The sequence below is a fragment of the Providencia burhodogranariea DSM 19968 genome, assembly GCF_000314855.2.
Lineage (GTDB): Bacteria > Pseudomonadota > Gammaproteobacteria > Enterobacterales > Enterobacteriaceae > Providencia > Providencia burhodogranariea.
Genome location: NZ_KB233223.1, coordinates 212918 through 236461, shown reverse-complemented (window position 1 = coordinate 236461; position 23544 = coordinate 212918). Strand labels below are relative to the sequence as shown.

The window sequence follows — 23544 nt, the reverse complement described above, 5'->3', positions numbered from 1 at the left end:
CTAACAAAAAACCACAATCACAAAAGACATCGCAATAACAGATTAAAACAGGATATTGATCTCAGTATTTAACTTACAAGATAGTCATATATTGACTCACTAGATAATTACCGCTATTAGTTAATAACTTGTTAATTAATGTCGCGGTGGTACTAAATTGGAAATGTCTCAAGCTGATGTAAAAAAAGTAGATGCGAAAGCAAAAGCAAAATGTATTCGCGGTATTGTTGGAGCAGCCTCTGGTAACCTCGTTGAGTGGTTCGATTTTTACATCTATGCCGTATTTGCGGCGTATTTCACAAAAGCACTCACCCCTCAAGATATGGATCCTCTTACACAATCGATTTATGTTTGGGGTGTCTTCGCCGCCAGTTTCTTTATGCGCCCAATTGGTAGCTGGATATTTGGCCGAATCGCTGATCGTCACGGTCGCAAGCGCTCGATGGTAGCATCCATCTACCTGATGGGCTTTAGCTCTTTCTTATTTGCGGCTCTACCAACGTATGCACAAGTCGGCATGTTAGCACCATTATTATTGCTACTCGTTCGTTTGCTACAAGGTTTATCTGTTGGTGGCGAATATGGTGCGGTCGCGACTTATATGAGTGAATTGGGACTTAAAGGGCAACGTGGATTTTTCGCTTCATTCCAATATGTCACTTTATCTGGCGGGCAATTATTAGCCAGCTTACTCAGTGTCATTATGTTGGCATTTCTTAGCGAGGAACAATTACATAATGGCGCTTGGCGTATACCTTTTGTCCTCGGTGGATTTGCTGCAATTATTGCCTTAGTTGCCCGAAAACGCCTTGAAGAAACTTTAACTGTTGAAGCCGCTGAAGCTAAAGAATCCGGCTCTGTTATTGCTCTACTAAAAGAGCACTGGCAATCATTTATCTTAGTTATCGGTTATACCGCCGCGGGTTCGTTGTGTTTTTATATCATTACAGTCTATTCAAAAACTTATTTAACCAATATCGGTATTGATAGCAAAGTCGTTGGCTATATTATGACGACGGCACTGTTCTTCTTCATGATAGCTCAGCCACTGTTCGGTATTATCTCGGATAAAATTGGTCGTCGTGCTGCCATGATTATTTTTACCTTATCGATGCTGATCTTTATCTATCCTGTGATGGTGTTAGGTATGCGTTACTTTGCCGACTCGCCAGTCATTATCGCCCTATTGCTGATCTTTTTAATGATGTTGCTGAGCTTTTACACTTCAATCAGTGGACTAGTTAAAGCGGAAATGTTCCCACCTCACGTGCGTGCGTTGGGTGTTGGTATGTCTTATGCGATAGGGAATGCAATTTTCGGTGGCTCCGCACCTTCCGTAGCTCTGCAATTTAAAGCTAGTGGCGCAGAAAATACATTTTTCATCTATGTCATGATCGTGCTCCTTGTTTGTTTATTCTGCTGCTTTAAGCTTCCTAAAGAACCTGAATTTTTAAATGATAAACAATAAATTGATTCTTTAATCAAAAAAGGCGCAAAGAGAACAATTCTTTTTGCGCCTAAATCATTCAATCGATACCACAGAAAAACGTTAGTTACTGCCCGGTAATGGCACTAAATCACTTTCAATATAATGTCTGACTAATGTCGCTAATGCCACCAGCGAATCAAGATGGGTTCTTTCCCATCCATGTGAACTATCCAGTGCAAAACACGCTAATGCCGCACGAATATCCCAACCCGCATCAATCGCCGCCGCACTATCAGAGCGATAGTGTTTAAAGGTATCTCTAACATGAGGAATATTATGTTCCTGACATAGCTTAAGTAGATGGCGAGTAATCGCTAAATCAAATGGCCCTGTTCTATCTCTAAATGCTAACGTCAATGCATCATCTCGCGTAGTTTGATCAGGTGCTGACACTGAGTTATCAATTGCTAACAACTCTTGTACTTCAGACCCAAAGCCATGTGTTCCACCAATTCCGACCTCTTCTGAAATGGTAAACATCAGTTGGCACGTAACCTTAGGGATCGCCTTGTCATCCACCAACGATTTAAGTGCCGCGAGCATCACAGCACAGCCCGCTTTATCATCCAAATGACGAGAAACAATAAAACCATTCTCGATAAATTCAGGCTGCGCATCCACCGCAACCATATCACCGACATTAAAGCCATGTGCTTGCAAATCAGCTTGTGTGTAGCATGGTGCATCTAAACGAATTTCGAGGTTATCCCAATCTGCAATTTGCGTATCTACTTCGGTATTAAAACGATGCCCTGATGCTTTTAGCGGTAAAATAGTTCCACGGTACTGATTATCATCACAAAATACCGTCACCCTTGCCCCTTCCGCAAAACGAGCTGCCCAAGTGCCGGTATTACGTAATGCGAGTCGACCATTCGGTTTTAATTGTGTCACCATTGCACCGAGCGTATCTAGATGCGCAGCCAATGCTCTTTTAGGTTCACTTGCACCCAAAGTAATATGCAATACCCCTCTGCGGGTATATTGAGGTTGGAAACCTAACTCAACTAACCATTGATGGGTTTGTGCTACGGCTTTTTCAGTCATCCCTACAGGGCTTGGAGTCAGTAGCAATGTCTTTAATACGGATTTTAGATAGTCTTTATCAATCATTTCGTTACCTATCTTCACTTAGAAATCGTTCTTGTAAGGTGGTTTGCAAAGTCAACATGGCTTGTTCTGCATAATCCATATGCGCTTCCATAATTTCTTTCACTTTTGTTGCATCTTTACGGCGCATTGCATCAATCAATTGGTATTGATAATCAATACCTTGACGGCGTTCCACAGGTTCTGGCTTCAGGTAAATATCTTTGCAAACTGCCAAATCTTTTAATAAACGTTGCAAGAAATGGCAGATAAAAACTAGGAGAACATTATCGGAATAGCTGGCGACGACAGTGTGGAAATCTAATTCGGCCATGCGTTGCTTCCAGCGTTCTTCTTCATCGACTGGCTCATGATCATAAATGGCTATCGTGTCATACAGTTTTTGAAAACCTGCACTATCAATATTATCGATTGCACTAACTGCGACCACTGGTTCGAGTAATTTTCGCAGGGTATAAATATCCGCGATGGAAATATCCCGTGTGAATAAATAATTAGAGAGCAGGCTCATGGCGCGAGATTCTGTCATCGAATCAATAAATGCCCCGCCGCCTGGACCTGTTTTGGTCTTAATCAGTCCTTGTACTTCTAGGGATTTAAGCGCTTCCCTAACCGTACTTTTACTCGCCGAGTAGCGCTCAATGAGATCTTTCTCTTGGGGCAATCTGTCGCCGGGTGTCAAATTTTCCGCCATGATAGTTTCTTTGATAGCGTTAACGATTTCATCCGTGCGTTTGATTCGCCCTGTTTCTACTATCGGCTGTTTCTCTGTGCTCATATATTTCTTCCGACCGTGGTCATGAGATTATTCAATGGGTAGTCGTGGCGCGCTGGCTAATAAGTTTTTCGTGTAGCTATGCTCTGGCGCGGTAAACAGACTATTTGTTTCGCGACATTCTAACAAATCACCTAAATAGAGCACGGCAACTCTGTCAGCTATCGACTCAACGACCGCTAAATCATGACTAATAAACAAATAAGAAAGCGAAAATTGTACTTTTAGCTCCTGTAGTAATAACAATACTTGCGCCTGCACTGATACATCTAAAGCACTCACTGGCTCATCGAGCACTAAAATTCTCGCATCTGCTGCAAGCGCACGAGCAATCGCTAAACGCTGAGCTTGCCCGCCAGAGAATTCATGTGGGTAACAAGCAAGTGCATCAAATGGCATGCTGACTGCCTCTAACAGTTCATGTAGCCTATCTAAACGCTGTGCCTTATTCATGTGCTTGAGGTATTTCAATGGTACAGATAGTGTTTCACCGATCGTTTTGCGTGGATTCAATGATGCGACAGGGTCTTGAAAAACATATTGAATTGCTTGCCCAAATGCACGCGTTCCTTGCTTTTTCCACTGATGGCGGCTTTGCCCCAGTATGCTGATCTGCCCTGATGTTTCTTGTTCTAAACCCACTAGAATACGAGCAAGCGTGCTTTTTCCTGAGCCACTTTCGCCAACGACCGCCAGTGTTTCCCCTTCATAGAGCGCCAATGATATGTTTTTGAGCGCTTTAACTTCTCGGCTAGTTGGGTGAAAAAACCCCGGTGGATGACCAAACGTTTTAACTAGCTGATCCACTTCAATCACTTTATTCATTAAGCCTCCTGAACCGTCTCTGATTTACCATTATAAAGATCAGCAACATGGCTGAGAAACGCCCTACCTTCGCCAAGTTTAGGGACACTAGCAATTAAACGTTGAGTGTAAGGGTGTTGAGGTTGATGGAGCACGCTTTGAGTTTCCCCCGTCTCGACAATAATCCCTTGCTGCATGACAGCAACCCGGTCACATATCTGATTGATCACCGCAAAATCATGAGTGATAAACAGCAATGCAACCCCTCGCTCGCGGCGTAACTTGTTGAGCAATTCAAGAATTCGAGCCTGCACAGTAACATCGAGCGCCGTCGTCGGTTCATCCGCAATAATTAAAACCGGATCATTAGCAAGTGCCATCGCAATACCCACCCGCTGACGTTGCCCACCCGATAACTGATGCGGATAAGCGTGATAACTCTCTTTTGCTTCAGAGATCCCGACACTATTGAGTAGCTCAATCGCTTTATTTTTCGCTTCTTGGTTAGAAATAGCTTGGTGCGCAGTAATGGCTTCTTGTAGCTGAACACCTACCGTAAATTGCGGATGCAATGTGGTGAGTGGATCTTGGAAAATATAGGACACGCGAGCACCACGGCGCTGTTGTAATGTTGATAGTGGGAGAGATAACATCTCTTCTTCATTGACATAGATCCCACCCGCCGTGATCACGCCGGGTGGTGATGCTAATAGCCCCATAATCGATAAAGCTGTCACACTTTTACCAGACCCACTCTCACCAATTAACCCCAAGCATTCACCACGTTCTACGGAGAAGCTGATATCTTTGACAGCAGGACGAAGTAATGGACCTTGACGAAAGCCAACGCTCAGTGATTTCACTTCCAAGACAGCATTACTGCCTTCACTCCGAGCAGGGATATCGGTGCGTTGAGTTTCAGTAACAGGCTGTGAACGTTGCAATGCACCGGACTTAAGTCTAGGGTCGAGTAAATCGCGGACACCATCACCCAATAAGTTAAAGCTGATCACTATCAAGAAAATCATAATTCCCGGAACCAGCGCAACGTGTGGTGCAACAAACATTTGCGCACGACCTTGTCCCAACATTGAACCCAAATCTGCATTTGGCGGTTGAGTCCCCAGTCCTAAAAATGATAGACCCGCGGTTTCAAGTATCATCCAACCCACTGTGGTGGACATAGTCACGACAATAATCGGCAATACGTTTGGCAACACTTCCGTTAATAGCACCTGAAAATGATTCTTGCCTGATAATTTAGCTGCCTGAATAAAATCTCGATCACGTAATCCGACGGTTAATCCTCGAATATTTCGCGCAAAGAAAGGAATATTGACTAATGCAATCGCATATAGTGCATTCAGTAGTCCTGGGCCTAACACGGCAACAATCGCCAGTGCTAACAAGATATAAGGAAAAGCCATCAGCATATCAATACAACGCATCAGCAAGGTATCTGTGCGATGCCCAACATAGCCCGCAATTAATCCGATTAACGTCCCCAATATTGCTGCAATCAACGTCGCAGAGATACCGACCAGCAGTGATACTCGTGTTCCCCACAGTAAACGGGACAAAATATCACGACCAAGGTGATCAGTTCCTAGGATGTGCCCCGATGAAAAAACGGGAAGTAGTCGATTCACCAGATTGGTTTCATCAGGATCAGGTAGAGGTAACCAAGGCACCAGTAATGCTGATAACATAATGACTAACAAGATTGCCAGCCCAACCGTGGCTAAACGGTTAGTCATCAACAAAGACCAAGCTGACTGGCGGTAACGGGGTTGGATAACCGGTGTAGTAGTCTGGTTCATGATTTTAACCTCGGATCCAAGAGCGCCTGCATTAAATCAGCAAACAAATTAATAAACACATAGGCCGCTGCTGCAATCAACACGCCTCCCTGCACTAAGAACAAATCACGAGTGGCGACGGCTTTGACCAACATTGCACCGAGTCCCGGCCATTGAAAAACGGTTTCGATATAGACTGCACCGCCTAATACAAAACCAGCCTGAATACCAATGACGGGGATCACCGATACCAAGGCCATACGAAAGGCATGCCGAAAAATTACTTTGCGCTCACTAAGCCCTTTGGCGCGGGCGGTACGAATAAAATCGAGACGTAATACTTCTAGCATAGCGGTACGTGTCAGCCTTGCTATCACACCTGTTGCAACCAAAGAAAGAGTTACAACTGGAAGGACTAAATGATGTAATAGATCACCTAACCCTCCCCCTTGCCAAATAGAGTACATTCCTGATGCAGGGAACCATTGAAGTTGCACGGCAAAAAACATGATCATCAGCAAGCCAATCCAAAATGAAGGCATTGAAATCCCAAGCAATACCGCCAGTGTGATAAAACGATCACTCCAGCTAAATTGACGAATAGCCGAGATAATGCCTGCTAATAATCCCAAAATAGAACTGAGTATTAACGCACTTCCCCCAAGAATTAAGGTGGCAGAAAAGCGTTCTAACACTTCATCCGTAACAGGACGATTGAGCACAAATGAGCGGCCAAAATCGCCCTGAAGTAAATTACTCATCCAGATAAAATATTGTTGATATAACGGCTTATCTAATCCTAATTCTAATTTTACACGCGCGACATTCTCCGGTGTTGCCCATGGCCCAAGTAAAGCTTGAGCAGGATCACCGGGGATCAGTGCCATGATAAAAAAGACAATTAGCGTTAAACCAATCAAAATTGGTATGGTCGCTAAAATACGTTTAAAACAATATAGCCACATATGTTTTTCCCCAGAAAATCGATTCGTTCACATAAAACCTTGAATAATTCCACATGCTCATTGTTATGCTGCGCTATGCCTTGTCTGCATATCGATCAATCTTTGCGAACGTCTTTGAGTAATAAATTGAAATTTGGCTGTAATTTAAAATGACTGATCCGAGCGCTAGCTACCGCATTTTGTTTCCAATTTGCAACAAATAACCACGGAGCATCTTCATGGACAATTTTCTGCACTTGGCGATAAAGTTGCGCTCTTAGCTCGATATCGTTGGTAACTCGAGCCTTATCCAAAAGCGCATCTAGCTGTTTATTGGTGTAATAACCTGAATTAAAACCACCTTTATCAGGCCATGATGCTGAATGTAAGGTAAGAAAAGGCAAAGTATCGGGATCATTTGTCATCCATGCCATTTCTGCCATATGGGCTTGATTAAGCCCTGAATTGACCTTGGATAAATAGGTATTCCATTCAAAAGTTTGTATTTCAACGGCTAAACCAACCGCTTTTAGATCAGCTTGAATCGCTGTCGCCATCGGGATCGGATCTAACATGCCAGATCCACCTTCAGTAACATAAAAAACGATTTTTTGCCCTTCAGCACCCGCTGCTTTAATTAGATCACGCGCTTTTTGAGGATCATAAGGATAAGCCGTTGTTTCAGGATCAAAGGCCCAATCAAACGCAGATGGAATGGGTCCTTCCGCAACGTCAGCAGAACCTTGAAGGATATACTTGACGATATTCTGTTTATTCACTGCATAATTAACAGCTTGCCTGACTCGCACGTCATTAAAAGGTGGAATAGAGGTATTCAACATCCCGTACCAAACATGAGGCCCCGTTGCTTGGTACAAATGAAAACGCGCATCTGCGGCAAATAACGGAACATTATCCGCAGGGACTTCGACCATCGCATCTATCCCACCGGATAACATCTCAGCTACACGGGTATTGGCATCTGTTATTGGACGAAATACGACGTATTCCAATGATGGACGCCCATCCCAGTATTCCTCGTTAGCCTCAACCACCACACGCTGATTTGCTGTCCACTCAGTAAATTTAAAGGGGCCAGTGCCACTTGGATGACGGCTAAAATTTTTATCATATTGCTTAACCGCTGCTGGCGAGATAATAAGCCCTGCATGTGTTGCTAGGTTGGATAAGAACGGCGCAAATGGCTCTTTTAATTTAAATATGACGGTATCGTTATCCGGCGTTTCTATTTTATCAATCACCGAAAAGAAAAAAGATAATGGAAAAGGTCCAGTGTGATAATACGGATGGTTGCTATTAAGCATTCGCTCAAACGTAAATCTCACTGCTTGTGAATCTAGCGGTGAGCCATCGTGAAATTTGACATTTTTACGTAAATGAAACGTGTAAGTCAGACCGTTATCGCTCACATCCCAAGATTCAGCAAGTGCAGGCTCAAGTTTTAATGAACCGTCTGCATTGCGCACAAGTCCTTCATAAATATTCACAAGGATCCGTGAATCATTAGCTGCCGTTGCAACTTGTGGATCTAATGATTGCGGTTCTGAGATCTGTCCTAGTAGTAAGACATTACTATTTTCACCCGCCCATGATGAAAATGAAAAAGCAGAGAGAAGCAAGATACTTGCTATCCACCCATATAAACGTATTCGCATATCTGTTCTCCCCAATAATGTTATTGCTCTGTGATATGTGTCAATTTTGTTAAAATTATTCTCTTTTTCTTTATTTATGATGATAAATTAACTTTCATGCAATAATTTATAATGATAAATTTGATCGATGTCTAGTTTATGAGGTGTAAAATGACTTTTTCGATTGTTGCTCGCTGCCCTAAGACAGGGAAAATAGGTTCAGCAACAGCAACAGGTGGTCCTGCTGTTGGGGCGTTAGTGTTACATGGTGCTAGCGCTTGTGGCGCGATTGCCACACAAGCAATGACTAATCCAATCGCCGGATTAAACGGTATTGAGTTATTGCGACAAAAAATATCCGCTCAATCTTGTCTAGAGACTCTTTTGAGTCATGATGTCGAGCCTACGGTAAGGCAACTGATCATTATCGATACTCAAGGTAATAGTGCCCACTGGACGGGACAAGACTGCTTACCTTGGTGTGGTAGCTTATCGGAAGATAATTTAGCGATTGCAGGTAATATGCTTGCAGGAGAACAGGTGTTACACGCTATTTATGAAACATTCCATGAACACAATCAGCTTGCTCTAGCAGATAGACTATTAATAGCAATGAAATCTGGTGCTGCATCGGGGGGAGATTATAGAGGCATTCGTTCAGCTGCTCTCAAAGTTTGGAGCAATCGACAATACGCAGACATTGATATTCGATGTGATTGGTCATCACATCCGTTATCCGATTTAGAGACGATTTTGTATCAAGTTTACTCGCATGATTACGCAGATTTCTTTGCTCAAATTCCAACTGGTAATGAATAGCCATTAGTTGATGGTCATTAACCTGTCACAATAGACCATTACACTTCACAACAAAATAGGTATAAAAGATAATAACTTGCTGATTCAACGCTGATTAATTTAATATTTCTAGTTACTCTATTTTCTGGTTTCTGCTGGCTGGTTATGCAAATGAAACCAGCCGGCTCAGAGTGATATCATAGTTGATAAGCTTTTATTGAATTGCTCAGCTAGAGCCTATTTACCTTTGCTACTTACTTAAAACACAAAATATCAATTAATTAACCTAAGTCATGTAATTCAATGCGGTTATCGTCGCTATACCCCTAAAGTTACGATATATTATAAAAATTAGCCTGTTAAGTAATCGAACTATTTTAATCTAAAAAATCAAAAATTATTTTAAATAAATAAAATATTGAACAAATTTTATCAATATATTTATTTTTTGGGTCAAAATAAATTTTTAAAAACAAGTTCCTAACTTAGGTTAAATTTATCATTAGATATGAGATTTTTATACAAAATATCTAAAGAGATTAACCGATTAAATTGTGATTGATTTTAAAAAATTCAGATATATTAGATATTGATTTTCAAACCACTACATTAATATGCGCAAACTATACACAGCTATTGTTTATTAAATAGATAACCGTAATCACTAAAAAATAACAAATTTATTTATGATAAGGATATAACTCGAGTAACTTGTAAAATAACCTTAGTCAACGTAGGCTAATTTTTAAATTCAATTAATATTGATTAAAAAGAAAACAAATCTATCTATATTATTAATAACAACAGTTACTGGAATGGTTATTTATGGTTAAAAAAACGAATTCAGCTAATCAAAAAAAAAGAACAATAAATAATAATAGACTGATAATTAAGGTAAAACATCAAAGATCAAGCTTAATAAACAATAGGAAATATAAGAAATATATTTTTCCCCTTTATTATTTAGTGAAACTGTAAACTAGAAAATACACCTATTATTTATAATGCTATAAGAATAAATAAATACTCTTAAAAAATAGACAAAATAAAATTTAAAACCGTAGTGCGATATTTAATAATATATCACCATAATAAAATCCCTATAAAAAATATACGTTTAACTTTCATACAAAAAAACATCAAACAAATCCCATTTTAATCGGTTATTTTGTTTTTCAACTCTAATAAACCACATTAAATATAGTTGATTGTTACTTAACAGCTTCGAGTATTTTTATTTATCACTCACAACACGTTAGTAATTTTAATTTTATTTTTTTAGACCAAAAAATGACCGTACACTTTATCTTACATTTAAATTTATTTTTCGCACCTAAAAATCAATATAACTTATTTAATTTCCTTGCAAACCCTTTACAGGCTTGATTATTACTCATTACTAATATTCCTATTACGCCTAATTTTATTAACAAATACTCCCTGATCTTAACAATATTGTTGTTTATGATAAAATGATTACCTTAATTTGTAATTAATTACTATATAAATAATAATATTATCATTAAGGTTATAGATGAAAATCTCGCGTAGAAAGCTACTTCTAGGGGTTGGTGCTGCGGGTGTTCTCGCAGGGGGTGCTGCGGTCGTTCCTATGATCCGTAGAGAAGGTCGGTTTGAATTAGCACAATCACGTGTTGCAGCAGTTGCTGGCACTGAGGGTGTACTACCGAAGTCTGCTGATGCTGTTATTATCGGTGCAGGCCTTCAAGGAATAATGACTGCAATTAATCTTACCGAAAGAGGTATGAGCGTCGTTATTTGTGAAAAAGGCGTCGTTGGCGGTGAACAATCAGGCCGTGCATATAGCCAAATCATCAGCTACAAAACTTCTCCTGAAATTTTTCCATTACATCACTATGGAAAGATTTTATGGCGTGGCATGAATGAAAAAATCGGTGCTGAAACCAGCTACCGGACTCAAGGTCGTGTAGAAGTCCCATCTAGCGAACAAGATATCGAAGTTGCAAGAGCATGGATCAAAAACGCAGCAGAGAACCCAGGTTTCGATACCCCATTGCACACCAGAATGATCGAGGGTGCTGAACTGGCAAAACGTTTACCTGATGCTCAAACACCATGGAAAATTGCTGGTTTTGAAGAAGACTCCGGTAGCCTTGATCCAGAAGTTGTTACACCAGCTATGGCCAACTATGCAAAATCAATCGGTGTTAAAATCTACACTAATTGTGCCGTTAGAGGCATTGAAACCGCGGGTGGTAAAATCTCTGATGTTGTCACCGAAAAAGGGGCAATCAAGACGTCAAACGTGGTGCTAACGGGTGGTATCTGGTCTCGCCTATTTATGGGTAACCTTGGCATTGATGTTCCTACACTGAACGTATATTTATCTCAACAGCGTATCACTGGCGTGCCAGGCGCTCCGAAAGGTAACGTACATCTACCAAACGGGATTCACTTCCGTGAACAAGCCGATGGTACTTATGCAGTTGCTCCGCGTATCTTTACCAGCTCAATTGTTAAAGATAGCTTCTTATTGGGACCTAAATTCATGCACCTGTTACAAGGTGGTGAGCTGCCATTAGAATTCTCTATCGGTAAGGATCTGTTTAACTCCTTCACAATGGCAACCTCATGGAATTTAGATGAAAAAACACCATTTGAAGAGTTCCGTACTGCAACAAATACCCCGAACAATGAACATTTAGATGGCGTTCTTGAAAGACTAAGAAATGAATTCCCTGTCTTTAAAGAGTCTAAAGTTGTGGAACGCTGGGGTGGCACTGTTAGCCCAACAGATGATGAATTACCTATTATCTCTGAAATTAAAGAATATCCGGGCCTCGTTATCAATACCGCAACAGGTTGGGGTATGACAGAAAGTCCAGCGTCTGGTGAATTAACAGCAGATCTATTGATGGGGACTAAACCAGTTATTAATCCACATCCATTTAGACTTTCTCGTTTCACCGAGTAAATAAAACATTTTTTTCACAAGAGCCTATGAACTTTAAATTATTGTTAACTCAAGGTAACTTTTTGAAGCTTAATCAATTAAACTAATAGGCTCTATTCACTTTGATAATGTTAAGGAGCTTACATGAGCTATAAAACTCTACTTCTTTCTCTCCCATTAGTGTTGGGTGTAGCGAGCGCAAATGCTGACGGCGTTAAAAACCATAAGCTACAAGGAATGCCTATCTCTGAATCCGTTGAAATCAGTGCAACCAACGATATCATCTTCCTTAGTGGGAAAGTGCCAACTAAAATTTCTAAAGATGCACCAGAAGGTGTTCTTGAGTCATATGGCAACACTGAAGCGCAAACTATCAATGTCATGAACCAAATCAAAGATCACCTTGCTGAGATTGGACTGACTTTGAATGATGTTGTTAAAATGCAAGTCTTCCTTGTGGGTGGCGAAGAGACTCAAGGAACTATGGATTTTGCTGGCTTTATGGCTGGATACACCAAATTCTATAATGACAAATCAGAAAATTTGCCAGCTCGTTCAGCTTTCCAAGTTGCAAAATTAGCTAACCCAGCATGGCGCGTTGAGATCGAAGTGACTGCTGTTCGCCCGAAGAAGTAATTGTTTATCTTTTTGAGGATACTGAATATACCTTCAGCACATACTCGAAAATAATTCAAAAGCGATTAACTAAAACGGCTTCTATTATTTACCCTGCATCCTAATGCATAGAGAAATAATAGAAGCCGTTTTTTTATATCTTCTTGAATTGAAGTTGAAAGCTAGTAATACATCGCAATCAATTTGTCGTCGATAGATTTAACATCAACTGGGGTATCAAAGATATCTTCAATAATGTCTGCTTTCATTATATCGACAGGTGCGCCATGATAAGACAATTTCCCCGACCTCATCGCGATGATATGGTCGGAATAAACTGAGGCAAAGTTAATATCGTGGATCACCAAAATAATGGTTTTGCCTAACTCATCAGCAGCTCGACGTAATAATTTCATCATAATCACGGCGTGTTTCATATCCAGATTATTCAGCGGTTCATCCAGCAAAACATACTCTGTATCCTGACACAGAACCATCGCAACATAAGCACGTTGGCGCTGACCACCAGATAATTCATCCAAATAACGGTAACGTAAATCCGATAAATTTAAAAAATCGAGAGACTCATCAATTTTCTTTTTATCGTCAATATTTAAACGACCTTTGGTATAGGGATAGCGGCCAAAGCCGACTAACTCTTCTACCGTTAACCGACTTGCGAATTGGTTTTCTTGACGCAATACAGACAAATAAGTGGCTAATGTATCACTCGGTGTGGTCACTACATCCAAGTCATTAACTTTGACGTACCCATCATCGGCCATTAATAACCGGCCAATAATAGATAAGAGTGTTGATTTACCAGCACCATTCGGGCCAATTATCGACGTAATACCACTGTTTTTAATCGTTGTTGTGATGTTATCTAAGACCTTAGTATCCTGATAACTTTTCGATATCTGATTAATTTCAATCATACTAAAACCTTCTTAACACCATATAAATAAAGAATATGCCACCAACAAACTCAATCACCACAGATAGCGTTCCGGCCATGTTCAATCCGTACTCAAGGACCATTTGCCCACCAATCAGAGCAATCACGCCCAGTAAGAAAGCGACGGGAAGAAGATAACGATGTTGGCTACTACCACTAATAAAGTAAGCAAGGTTTGCCACCATTAGACCTAAGAAGGTTAATGGACCTACCAAAGCCGTTGAAATTGCAACTAGGATAGAAATCAACAATAAGATCACAGTGACTTTATGGCGATAATTGATACCTAAATTGACGGCATTCGCTTGGCCAAGCGCCAAGACATCAAAACAATAACGCATGCGCCACAATAGCAGACCAACAATGATAGTGATAATGGCAGTAAAGAAAATTAACTCAGGTGTGGCTCGTGTAAAGGTTGCAAACATACGACTTTGAAGAATCGAAAATTCATTCGGATCCATTAATCGTTGTAACAATGTTGCCAAGCTTCGGAAAAAGGTTCCGAGGATAATACCCACCATTAAAACGAGGTTGATATTTAATTTGGCAGAAATAAACAACCAACGATAAAGCAACACAGAAAACAGAACCAACAATGAGGATTCTAATAAGAACTTACCAATATTGAGCAACCAAGATGCTGGAAAGCTATCGGTATAAAATACAAAGATGGTTTGCAGTAAAATAAATAATGCTTCTAACCCCATAATAGAGGGGGTCAGGATCTTATTATTAGCTATTGTCTGAAAAAGAACTGTCGATACACCAGAGGCGAATGCGACCAAGATCATTGTCAGTACCATATAGCCGCGGTGCGGTAAAATATAGGCTAAGTTATTGCCGAGGTTAATCGTCATAAAAAGTATGATGGCTAAAATCGACAAGCCCAGTAAGAGCCATATTCTTTGTAATGGTGTCATACCCTTTTTGGGTAACACGATTGATGCATTAACTTTTTGCATGACGTTGCTGCTTCAACAGTAAAAAAAGGAAAATAACGGCGCCAATAACACCTAAAATAACACTTGCGGGTATTTCAAATGGGTAACGGATTAACCGACCAATGATGTCACAAAGTAACACTAACCCACCACCTGCAAGACAGATCCAAGGGAGTGTTTTACGGATATTATCGCCCATGACTAAACTCACAAGGTTCGGGATAATTAGTCCAAGGAAAGGCAATGCCCCTACAACAACGACAACAACGCCACTAATCAGAGCAATAATTGATAGCCCAATTGTCATCACTTTGCGGTAGTTTAACCCCACATTGATTGCGAATTCACGTCCCATACCTGCGACCGTAAAGCTGTCTGCAATCCAGCATGCTAATAGTGTCAGCAAGCCCACTAACCATAAAAGCTCATAGCGACCTTGAATAATGCTAGAAAAATCTCCGCTCATCCAAGCACCTAATGATTGTAATAAATCAAAAGAGTAAGCCGTAAAGACCGTTAAAGCACTAATAACCGCGCCTAACATAATACCAACTAGTGGTACAATCAGAGCAGATTTCAAAATAACTCGACGCAATAACAGCATAAACAACATGGTGCCAAGCAAAGCAAATCCACTCGCGACCACCATTTTGGTCATAATACCGGCAGCAGGAAAAAGCACCATGACGACCAGTAAACCTAAACTGGCAGATTGCGTTGTTCCGGCAAGCGATGGCTCAACAAAGCGGTTTTGAGTTAAAAGTTGCATGATAAGCCCAGCGACACTCATTGCACTGCCAGCTAGGATCAGAGAAGCGGTTCGTGGAATTCGGCTGATAAAAAAGATGTCTTGCATCTCGGGGTCAGTGAAAAGCGAAACGGGTGACACGTCACCCGCTCCAATAAACAAACTGAACACCGCTAATACCAATAATGCGATAATTCCAAAAAAAAGATAAAGCGTTTTCATTGATTAGTTTGTTTGGCTTTTTTCTAGTGCGTTATTAACATCGTCCATTAACTGGGAGTACGTTTGGATACCACCAGCAATATAGACCGCAGATGGGTCAAGGTAAGTCACTTGTTCTTTATTCCATGCTGCTGTTTTTCTGACTAAAGCATTATCTAATACTTGCGCAGCAGGTTGTGCATCAGAACGACCAATCGCGCTATCGCGATCAATCACAAACAACCAATCCGGGTTCAATTTCACCAGTAGTTCAGCGTTAACAATGTTGCCGTGTCTTCCAGTATCATCTGGGAACACATAAGCAGGTTTAAAGCCTAACTCATCGAAAATAAAACCAAAGCGTGAGCCTGGGCCATACGCTGAGATTTTACCGCCACTGACTAAAATCACCATTGCAGTACCAGCATCTGGTGCTTTTTCTTTAATTTTAGCAATTTTCTCTTTGAAATCAGCAACTAATTTTTCTGCTTCTTTCTCTTTACCAAACAACATACCGAGTTCAGTGGTACGTTCGTTTAAGCTTTCGATAAAGCGTTTGTTATCAATATCCAATGAAATAGTTGGTGCAACACCACTGAGCTTGTCATAAGCATCACGCGCACGGCTACCGCCAATAATCAGGTCTGGATTAGCATTACTCAGGGTTTCATAAGCAGGTTCAAACAAGGTTCCCGCATTGATATATTCTGGGCCACTATATTTAGACAGGAATTCAGGAAAATGGACATTTGTTTGTGGAACACCGGCAACTGGAACACCTAGTGCATCCAAGATATCCAGCGTTTCCATGCTCATCACAATCACTTTTTCAGGATGGCGAGGGATTTCTGTTTTACCTTGAACATGCTCAATGGTGATAACTTGTTTCTCAGCAGGTGCAGAGGTTTCTGTCGTTTCTTTAGATTGATCACAACCGGCTAGTACTAAAGCTGATAGTAAGACCAACCCAGAAGTTAATGATTTTACAAACATCCAATTTCCTCCATCTATCTAACTCGATAAACACATCAATATACAAAGCAGCTAAAGACACAAGCTTGAGAGTAATTCAGCGAAGTGGCTAAGCGCAGCGATTGTGCCCATAACACAAAGAATGGCGGTTATCTTACCTTGTACTTACCACAAATGATATTAGTTTACATTTGCATTCAACAAAAATGGTAGCGAGCGCACAAATGCTTAAATTGATGATGATATTCATTTTTTCCACATAAATTATTTATTTTCATATAATTCAATGCAATAGGTAATAATGACAGAAATTCACTTTTGAATTTTATTTTAAACAAATAGATAAAAATGATGGATTGAATATCATCATTCAGTAATAAATTGTAGAAATTAGGCTTCAAAATGAAGAGCCAGAGAGGAAATACGCTATATAGCGTCTATTGCGATCTTATTACAATTTAACGAAGAATTGCTGCGCTGAGATTACAACAACGCAGCGTATCAATACATGGAGCTAACTGATCAACGTTTCAGCTTGCTCTAACCACTCGTAGTGCCCGAACACTTTACGTTCTTGAAGCCAGCGCTGTAGCATATCTAACATCAACATCACACTGACCTCTTGTTTCGCTTTAGTAGTGTGATTATTTGGCATATAACGAATGCATTGAGCATAGCTTTTTTCTGGGGTATGCAGTGCCAGTGATAAGCAGCCTTCATTGTATCCCCCGATAGCTAAGCCAATATGTGCATTCTGCTGTTTGGCAATCTGACGAGCATGCTCTAACAGGGCTGATAAGTGTTGATTATCCTGTGAGGTAATCACTTTACTGTCAGTCAATGGTGCAGATACCGAATTTAATGTCCAATTTAGTAACCCAGCACTGAATTGTTCACTGATCGCGACTCGAAGCTGCTTCTGCGTTAAATCGTGACATGTCACGCTCGGTAAACCTATTGTCCCTTCGAAAATCAGGTTTTCACCCACCCCTGCTTTAATTATTTGCCAAAGTGCTAACATCGGCTCTTTCTGTGTTGCAGGCCCTGTCAGCTTTAATTCAATAATCGGCATTGAAGAACGATAGCCGATCACACAGTCATCAGGTAGTGGTAGTCCATCAAACTGTTTAGCCAAGCTGCTTTCACTGCGACCAAAGCTGGTGAGTCGTAGGCACAACGGCGCTTCAGTTAAAGGATAATATTCGCGTAGGCGAGGTAATATTTGCCCCTCAACCATCACTTTAAATTCAGATGGCACACCCGGTGTAAAAAATAACAAGCAATCATTAATCACCATTGAAAAACCGCAAGCTGTTCCAACTGGGTTATCGACCAGCTCAGCGTTTTCAGGCAAGAGTGCTTGCTTACGATTTGTTTCTGGCATAACACGCTCTCGGGAAGCAAAATAACGCTCCATCACTGCTATCCATTCTGCGTGCTCGACTAATGGCACACCCGCGGCGGTGGCCGCGGCAAGTGAACTTAAATCATCACTCGTTGGGCCGAGTCCTCCATTGACGATCAGTACATCAGCCTGTTGGCTTCGTTCGAGTAAAACCTGAACAAGATCATTTAAATTATCACCGACTGTTGTTCGGCTGCTGAGGGGAAACCCTGCTTGAAAGAAACAATCTGCTAACCATGCTGCATTAGTATCAACGATTTGCCCATGTAGCACTTCATCTCCAGTGCTTAACATCTCAACAATTAGCATCCACGAACTCCAGTTTGCCAGTGTACTAAGCCTATGTTAGCCACTTCATTTATTATTGAAATCACTATACCTCAAATAATTCGAGTTGGCAGTGCAGGCAGGTAAAACCTGCATCTCGAATTATTGGGAGTTTATTAGGGCTGTTTATCTTTGCTACTGATTTTTACCGCACTAATCGGTTTAAATAACATCAATATAATCATATCACGTGCTTAGGGGCCTAAAAAAACATCACCAAAAACCCTAAACCGTAAATGAAAAGCGCCCTTCGGCTTCGATTAAACGTGATTTTTCGCTGTGTTGAGCGACTCTTGTCAAGTTCATTAGGCGGCGAGCAACTCGCCTTGCTTCTTTTTGTCTTAACTAAAGACATGTAATTCGAATAAAAATTGACCTTCAAAGACAAACAGCTCCTAATTGAGGATAGCGAGCGTTTTAACTCAACATCAATAATTCCCAAATAAAATATTGCTTATATTTCAAGTCATAAAAAATAGGCTAGGTGCGATAATGATGTTTATCTAAACCGTATTTTTTCATCCGTAAATAGAGCTTCTTACGCGGCATTTGCAAATATTCAGAAACATCATTAATGCGCCCTTGGTGAATATTGAGTGCTTCTGTAATAATTTGCCTTTCATAGTTTTCAATCTGCTGATCAAGCGCAGTTGGAGCAACTGACGCTAATAATGGATTCGCTGTTTCGCCCATCGGCATGATCCCTACTGCATACAGTTCAGCTGCATTTGCCAATTCACTGACATTTCCAGGCCAATGACGACGGGTTAATTTCTTAATAAAAGTTTCATCAAGGGTTGGCAAAGGTTGGTTCAATCGAGTGCAGGCAAGTTCAAGATAGTGATAAAACAACGGCATAATATCAGCTTTGCGTTGTGATAATGGTAAGCAAATAACTTGTGTCATTGAAAAATAATAATAGAGTTCTGCAATCAGTTTTTGCTGCTTGGTTAGGGTAATGATCGGTGTATCAGAAATACCCACCAGTCGAAACGCACGGTGCTCTTGTTGAATATGTTGTACTAAATAACGTTGCTGGCTAATTGGCATCAACTCAATATTCTTGATCACTAATGTGCCATCAGCAACTTCGCTTAGCCATACATCCAGCGGTACATCCTGCTCGTTTAGCAAGGTTTTGATAACTAAAGGTGAGTCACGGTTATTACTAATTTGATGTAAATAACGTGCAAGATAAATTCTACCGCTACCTAATTCACCCTGAAAAAATACGGCAGCATGTGTCTCAGATAACCCTTGTAGTTGCTGGCTAACCTGTTGCGACCATTCACTTTGTCCGACAAAATTCAATGTGCGTTGTTTTTGCCCCCAACGTCTTTGCATCACGCGTTGTTTACGCGCAGCCAATGCCTTTTCAACTTGAGATAACAAATATTCAGGATTGACGGGTTTTTGCAGGAAGTCCCATGCACCGAGTTTAACAGCCTCAACAGCCATTGGCACATCACCATGACCTGTAATTAACACAACAGGCAAGTATTTATCTTTTTCGAGAAACAGTGCCATCAAGTCGATGCCTGAACAATCAGGCATACAGACATCGCTTAAGACAATCCCACACCAATCTCGATGTACTAACTCTTTAGCCTTGAGAGGATTATCACAGCTATATACTCGGTATCCGGCCTGAGCTAATAGCAAACAATAGGCTTCAAGCACATCTTTGTCATCATCGATCAATAAAATATCGTAGCTGTCATCCAGCATGTTCACTCACCTTTTTAAAATCTAAAATTACGCATCCATTGTGGGTGAGAGTCGAAGCAATACGCAGCTCACCGCCTAATTGTTGCATAATCGACTGGCTGATCGATAACCCAACCCCAAGGCCAATTTCTTTGCTCGTGGTAAAAGGTTTCATCAAAGAATCGGCAAGTTCCAACGGCCATCCTTCGCCATTATCACTGATAAACAATTCAAGTGTTTCATCTGTCGTTGTATAATCAATTGAAATTACTGCCTTTATAGGACTTGCATCCAATGCATTTGCTAACAAGTTAACGAGTACCTGCTGAATACCAATTTCATCGCCTAACACTGATGGTAGTGAGTCTGGGTACAACAGGTTAACTTCGCGGGTTTTATGCTGTAACACCAGAACATCCCACGCGCTTCGAATACTTTGACTCAAGCAAATGGCTTGAAGTTGTTCGTTATTGTCTCGCTTACGAGCAAATTGGCGCAAGGAGCGAATAATACCATCCATGCGAGTTACCAGTTGTTCGGATTTATTCAATGCCACCAGCGCAGCTTCATTTCCGGTTTCGGGTAGCGCTTTTTTTGCCATGTAAAGGTGCATAGTTAAGGCATTAAGTGGTTGGTTGATCTCATGAGCTAACGTAGTCATGGTTTGCCCTACAACTGCAAGCTTGGCTGTTTGGATCAATTCATTTTGGGTCGATCTTAAATTTTCCTCAATTGTTTTGCGATCTGCAATTTCTTGCTCTAACTGGATCTTCTGTTGATTAATTTGATCGATAGTACGCTGCAACAACATTGCAATACGTCCTAACTCATCTCGTCCTTCTACAGGAATAGATGTCGTTAAATCACCAAAACTAATTTTGGCAACCGCCTGATTCAACGCGGTAAATCGCTTAACTAAACGCGAACGAATAAAGAAAAAGTTAATCAATATCGCCAGCAATAGTGCAAGTAATGCGGTAATAATAATAATTGTGCCACTCAGGGACATAATATCCGCCAAATGGTGATTAAGCGTTTGCAACTGCAAATGGCTACTGCCAAGCTGTAAATCAAGCTGCGAACGAAAACGCGCTAAGATCCGCTCTTTTTCTGTGGTCACAACAGCCAATTCAGCTTTAGCTGCTTGATAATTATGCAAAGTTCCCAGCATTTTACTGTCAGATAAACCGATATTTAATAACTCATCGATTGTTTGACGGAGCGTAACCGCACTTGGATAGAGATTAAAAGTGGCTGCATTTGCCTCAACATTTGATTTTAAATAGCGTAAATAACGAACGTATCCCCCATCCTCTGCAACCTCCTCCTGACTAGGCTGATTCTGCATATCATTCAAGCTGCCGATGAGTATATTAGTGATTTTCTCTTCTAAGCGAGCCAAAGTGTAAATCAGCTGTAACTCACCTTGAACATTACGCAAGCGGCTCTGTAAGGCGACGGTTTGACTCGGCTCTTGTTCAATTTTATCTAATAACGAACCTTGCTGAAGGCTAATATCTTGAGATAACGAATTCAATTCAGCGTTGAAGTCATCATGTAGCCAAGTGATCCGCGAAGAGAGCATGTTGATCTTTTCTCGCGCTAAAAATAGGCTGTATAACGCCTTATCTAACCTTTGTAATAAATCTTGGCTCTGTGAAACAATATCCGCTATTTGCGCCTGATCACGTCCAGTGAGTTTTTGGTTGAAAGCTTCAATTTGCGTTAAATGGGCGGTTATCTGGTTACGTAACTGTAGCCGTGTTGCCGTATTCGGTGCTTTTAAAAATTCATTTAATTCATCAACCAATCTATTGAGCTGACCTTCAATCAAAAATGAAGATTGGATACGCGGAAAATAATCACCAAGCGCATAATGAATTTGTCTATTTTGGGCTTGCCAAGCATAGAGGCTCACACAACTCACAATGAGTGTCAGTAACGTCCCCATAATAAATGCGCCGCGTAATATGCCACTAATGCTAAAGCGACCCATATAATTGACGATATATTGCTTCATTTAATCGCTTCCAACTGAGCAATTACCTTACGCTGCTGTTCCTGAAAGAAATTTTGCCAGCGCATATATTCTTCTTCCGCTTTTCTGCTATCATCAAAGCGCGAGTAATAGGCGGGATCTTCACTCTCTTGCGCTGTCACTGGCATTGCCGTTAACAACGCGCGAACTTCAGGCAACGTTCTTTTTAATTTAGCTTCAGCCATATACACCGCCCTCCAGGCATCTTTAGACTCAGTGAGTCGAAAGGTAATCGCCGAATCAAACAATTGCTGTACCAAGCGCTGGCGTTTTAAAACCAAGTGCTCATCCAATGGCTTCGGGGTATTTAATAGCTGTGTTTGCTGTGCTTTTCTCGGATTATTATCCGCAAGCGGCGTGACCGGATACTTTCCCGTATTCGTATCGGCTAAAATTTTTTGCCCTTGCTCACTCAATAAAAAATTAATAAATTGCTGAGCATTTTCTGTATTCAGGCTGTAGCGTGTCATCGCAATAAACGTCGGTGATGTTGCTGAATCCGGTAAATAATTAAATTCCAGTTCCGGATCGACTAACAAAATATTGGCATAGTTATCAATAATCGGTGCAGCGCCACCCAACCCTGTTTTGATTTTATCGGCGACACCAAAACTGCGCGATGAAACTGTGGCTAAGTTCCCCGACATTCTGAGTAAAATTTCCCAACCTTCATCCCAACCTCGTTGTTGTAATAACGATTCAATCATCAAATGATAAGTATCTGAACGAGATGGGCTGCTAATTAGTAACATACCTTGATATCGACTATCCGCTAAATCATCCCATGTTTTTGGAATGGGTAACTGATTCTGGGCCATCCAATCACGGTTAACTAAAATTCCATAACCCGAGAATGCCACTGCTACCACCGTATCTTTTAACGATGAAGGAACTAAGCGCTGAGAAAATTTAGGCATATCCTGCAAAGTGGCTAAGCGATGATGTTGCTGTAAATGCTGCATTAACATAGGGGATGATGTCAGCACTAAGTCGACATTTTCCAACGCTTCTGTATCTAGCAGGCGTTCTAAAGATGCGCTTGCGCGATTTATAGTACGAATAGGAATTGCATTTGGTCGTGCATTCCAGCTATTCATAATATAAGTAGTAGCTTCAGGAGATAGAGTTGTTGCAATAACCAACTCATCACTTTTAGCCAGCGCTAAGCGGCTAAATCCCACTAAATTTATGACAACCATGGTGAATATAAAAAGTGCCATTACAGGGCGAATTAATCGTCTTAACATCATAAAATTTTCTATCCCACTGACAGATGTGATTCACATCAAAAAAAGTGACAATATTTTAATTTTGTATAAA

18 protein-coding genes are annotated in these 23544 nt (G+C 40.8%); 4 read left to right on the top strand and 14 right to left on the bottom strand.

Annotation, left to right across the window (positions count from 1 at the left end):
• Positions 1–163: 163 nt before the first annotated feature.
• Complete coding sequence (locus OOA_RS11730) at positions 164–1468, top strand: MFS transporter (RefSeq protein WP_008912364.1); 1305 nt, start codon at positions 164–166, stop codon at positions 1466–1468.
• An 81-nt stretch (positions 1469–1549) separates the two neighbouring features.
• Here the strand turns inward: OOA_RS11730 and OOA_RS11725 are convergent, their stop codons facing one another.
• The 6 genes from OOA_RS11725 to OOA_RS11700 form a co-directional block, all read right to left on the bottom strand.
• Positions 1550–2602, bottom strand: coding sequence for an osmoprotectant NAGGN system M42 family peptidase (locus OOA_RS11725; RefSeq protein ID WP_008912363.1), 1053 nt, complete (start codon positions 2600–2602; stop codon positions 1550–1552).
• Positions 2603–2606: 4 nt separating this feature from the next.
• Entirely contained in the window at positions 2607–3377 is a 771-nt protein-coding gene (locus OOA_RS11720) for a FadR/GntR family transcriptional regulator (protein WP_008912362.1), read from the bottom strand.
• 27 nt (positions 3378–3404) lie between these two features.
• Complete coding sequence (locus tag OOA_RS11715) at positions 3405–4199, bottom strand: ABC transporter ATP-binding protein (RefSeq protein WP_008912361.1); 795 nt, start codon at positions 4197–4199, stop codon at positions 3405–3407.
• Entirely contained in the window at positions 4199–5998 is a 1800-nt protein-coding gene (locus OOA_RS11710) for a dipeptide/oligopeptide/nickel ABC transporter permease/ATP-binding protein (protein ID WP_008912360.1), read from the bottom strand. Before OOA_RS11710 ends, OOA_RS11715 begins: the two co-directional genes overlap by 1 nt.
• Positions 5995–6942 (bottom strand): ABC transporter permease, encoded by a 948-nt coding sequence (locus OOA_RS11705; protein WP_008912359.1) that lies wholly within the window; start codon positions 6940–6942, stop codon positions 5995–5997. Before OOA_RS11705 ends, OOA_RS11710 begins: the two co-directional genes overlap by 4 nt.
• A gap of 95 nt (positions 6943–7037) precedes the next feature.
• Positions 7038–8597, bottom strand: coding sequence for an ABC transporter substrate-binding protein (locus OOA_RS11700; protein ID WP_008912358.1), 1560 nt, complete (start codon positions 8595–8597; stop codon positions 7038–7040).
• A 150-nt stretch (positions 8598–8747) separates the two neighbouring features.
• Here OOA_RS11700 and OOA_RS11695 point away from each other — a divergent pair, with 150 nt between their 5' ends.
• The 3 genes from OOA_RS11695 to OOA_RS11685 all read left to right on the top strand — a co-directional run bounded on the left by OOA_RS11695 (position 8748) and on the right by OOA_RS11685 (position 12945).
• Positions 8748–9395, top strand: coding sequence for a DUF1028 domain-containing protein (locus OOA_RS11695; protein WP_008912357.1), 648 nt, complete (start codon positions 8748–8750; stop codon positions 9393–9395).
• A gap of 1513 nt (positions 9396–10908) precedes the next feature.
• Entirely contained in the window at positions 10909–12330 is a 1422-nt protein-coding gene (locus OOA_RS11690; RefSeq protein ID WP_008912356.1) for an NAD(P)/FAD-dependent oxidoreductase, read from the top strand.
• A 123-nt stretch (positions 12331–12453) separates the two neighbouring features.
• Positions 12454–12945 carry a RidA family protein gene (locus tag OOA_RS11685; protein WP_008912355.1) on the top strand — a complete coding sequence of 164 codons (492 nt, stop codon included), beginning with the start codon at positions 12454–12456 and terminating at the stop codon, positions 12943–12945.
• Between the two features lie 161 nt (positions 12946–13106).
• Here the strand turns inward: OOA_RS11685 and OOA_RS11680 are convergent, their stop codons facing one another.
• The 8 genes from OOA_RS11680 to OOA_RS11645 form a co-directional block, all read right to left on the bottom strand.
• Positions 13107–13862: an iron ABC transporter ATP-binding protein gene (locus OOA_RS11680; RefSeq protein ID WP_008912354.1), complete on the bottom strand. Its 756-nt coding sequence runs from the start codon at positions 13860–13862 to the stop codon at positions 13107–13109.
• Between the two features lies 1 nt (position 13863).
• Positions 13864–14847, bottom strand: a complete 984-nt coding sequence (locus OOA_RS11675; RefSeq protein ID WP_008912353.1) for an iron chelate uptake ABC transporter family permease subunit — start codon at positions 14845–14847, stop codon at positions 13864–13866.
• Positions 14834–15796, bottom strand: a complete 963-nt coding sequence (locus tag OOA_RS11670) for an ABC transporter permease (protein WP_008912352.1) — start codon at positions 15794–15796, stop codon at positions 14834–14836. The genes OOA_RS11675 and OOA_RS11670 overlap by 14 nt, the downstream gene beginning before the upstream one ends.
• Positions 15797–15799: 3 nt before the next feature.
• Positions 15800–16768 carry a siderophore ABC transporter substrate-binding protein gene (locus OOA_RS11665; RefSeq protein WP_008912351.1) on the bottom strand — a complete coding sequence of 323 codons (969 nt, stop codon included), beginning with the start codon at positions 16766–16768 and terminating at the stop codon, positions 15800–15802.
• Between the two features lie 493 nt (positions 16769–17261).
• The gene (locus OOA_RS11660; RefSeq protein WP_008912350.1) at positions 17262–18461 is read right to left on the bottom strand and encodes a nicotinamide mononucleotide deamidase-related protein YfaY; all 1200 of its coding nucleotides are present in this window, start codon (positions 18459–18461) and stop codon (positions 17262–17264) included.
• 498 nt (positions 18462–18959) lie between these two features.
• Positions 18960–20207 (bottom strand): two-component system response regulator PgtA, encoded by a 1248-nt coding sequence (pgtA, locus tag OOA_RS11655; protein ID WP_008912349.1) that lies wholly within the window; start codon positions 20205–20207, stop codon positions 18960–18962.
• Positions 20197–22206 carry a two-component system sensor histidine kinase PgtB gene (gene pgtB / locus OOA_RS11650; protein WP_008912348.1) on the bottom strand — a complete coding sequence of 670 codons (2010 nt, stop codon included), beginning with the start codon at positions 22204–22206 and terminating at the stop codon, positions 20197–20199. The genes pgtA and pgtB overlap by 11 nt, the downstream gene beginning before the upstream one ends.
• Positions 22203–23474 (bottom strand): ABC transporter substrate-binding protein, encoded by a 1272-nt coding sequence (locus OOA_RS11645; protein WP_008912347.1) that lies wholly within the window; start codon positions 23472–23474, stop codon positions 22203–22205. The genes pgtB and OOA_RS11645 overlap by 4 nt, the downstream gene beginning before the upstream one ends.
• Between the last annotated feature and the right edge of the window lie 70 nt (positions 23475–23544).

What these genes read in the sequence shown, in the direction of transcription:
- OOA_RS11720 (WP_008912362.1), bottom strand. Translation starts at nt 3,377, where the DNA reads ATGAGCACAGAGAAACAGCCGATAGTAGAAACAGGGCGAATCAAACGC.
- OOA_RS11665 (WP_008912351.1), bottom strand. Translation starts at nt 16,768, where the DNA reads ATGTTTGTAAAATCATTAACTTCTGGGTTGGTCTTACTATCAGCTTTA.
- OOA_RS11705 (WP_008912359.1), bottom strand. Translation starts at nt 6,942, where the DNA reads ATGTGGCTATATTGTTTTAAACGTATTTTAGCGACCATACCAATTTTG.
- OOA_RS11685 (WP_008912355.1), top strand. Translation starts at nt 12,454, where the DNA reads ATGAGCTATAAAACTCTACTTCTTTCTCTCCCATTAGTGTTGGGTGTA.
- OOA_RS11710 (WP_008912360.1), bottom strand. Translation starts at nt 5,998, where the DNA reads ATGAACCAGACTACTACACCGGTTATCCAACCCCGTTACCGCCAGTCA.
- OOA_RS11700 (WP_008912358.1), bottom strand. Translation starts at nt 8,597, where the DNA reads ATGCGAATACGTTTATATGGGTGGATAGCAAGTATCTTGCTTCTCTCT.
- OOA_RS11715 (WP_008912361.1), bottom strand. Translation starts at nt 4,199, where the DNA reads ATGAATAAAGTGATTGAAGTGGATCAGCTAGTTAAAACGTTTGGTCAT.
- pgtA (WP_008912349.1), bottom strand. Translation starts at nt 20,207, where the DNA reads ATGCTGGATGACAGCTACGATATTTTATTGATCGATGATGACAAAGAT.
- OOA_RS11645 (WP_008912347.1), bottom strand. Translation starts at nt 23,474, where the DNA reads ATGATGTTAAGACGATTAATTCGCCCTGTAATGGCACTTTTTATATTC.
- pgtB (WP_008912348.1), bottom strand. Translation starts at nt 22,206, where the DNA reads ATGAAGCAATATATCGTCAATTATATGGGTCGCTTTAGCATTAGTGGC.
- OOA_RS11660 (WP_008912350.1), bottom strand. Translation starts at nt 18,461, where the DNA reads ATGCTAATTGTTGAGATGTTAAGCACTGGAGATGAAGTGCTACATGGG.
- OOA_RS11690 (WP_008912356.1), top strand. Translation starts at nt 10,909, where the DNA reads ATGAAAATCTCGCGTAGAAAGCTACTTCTAGGGGTTGGTGCTGCGGGT.
- OOA_RS11670 (WP_008912352.1), bottom strand. Translation starts at nt 15,796, where the DNA reads ATGAAAACGCTTTATCTTTTTTTTGGAATTATCGCATTATTGGTATTA.
- OOA_RS11675 (WP_008912353.1), bottom strand. Translation starts at nt 14,847, where the DNA reads ATGCAAAAAGTTAATGCATCAATCGTGTTACCCAAAAAGGGTATGACA.
- OOA_RS11725 (WP_008912363.1), bottom strand. Translation starts at nt 2,602, where the DNA reads ATGATTGATAAAGACTATCTAAAATCCGTATTAAAGACATTGCTACTG.
- OOA_RS11680 (WP_008912354.1), bottom strand. Translation starts at nt 13,862, where the DNA reads ATGATTGAAATTAATCAGATATCGAAAAGTTATCAGGATACTAAGGTC.
- OOA_RS11695 (WP_008912357.1), top strand. Translation starts at nt 8,748, where the DNA reads ATGACTTTTTCGATTGTTGCTCGCTGCCCTAAGACAGGGAAAATAGGT.
- OOA_RS11730 (WP_008912364.1), top strand. Translation starts at nt 164, where the DNA reads ATGTCTCAAGCTGATGTAAAAAAAGTAGATGCGAAAGCAAAAGCAAAA.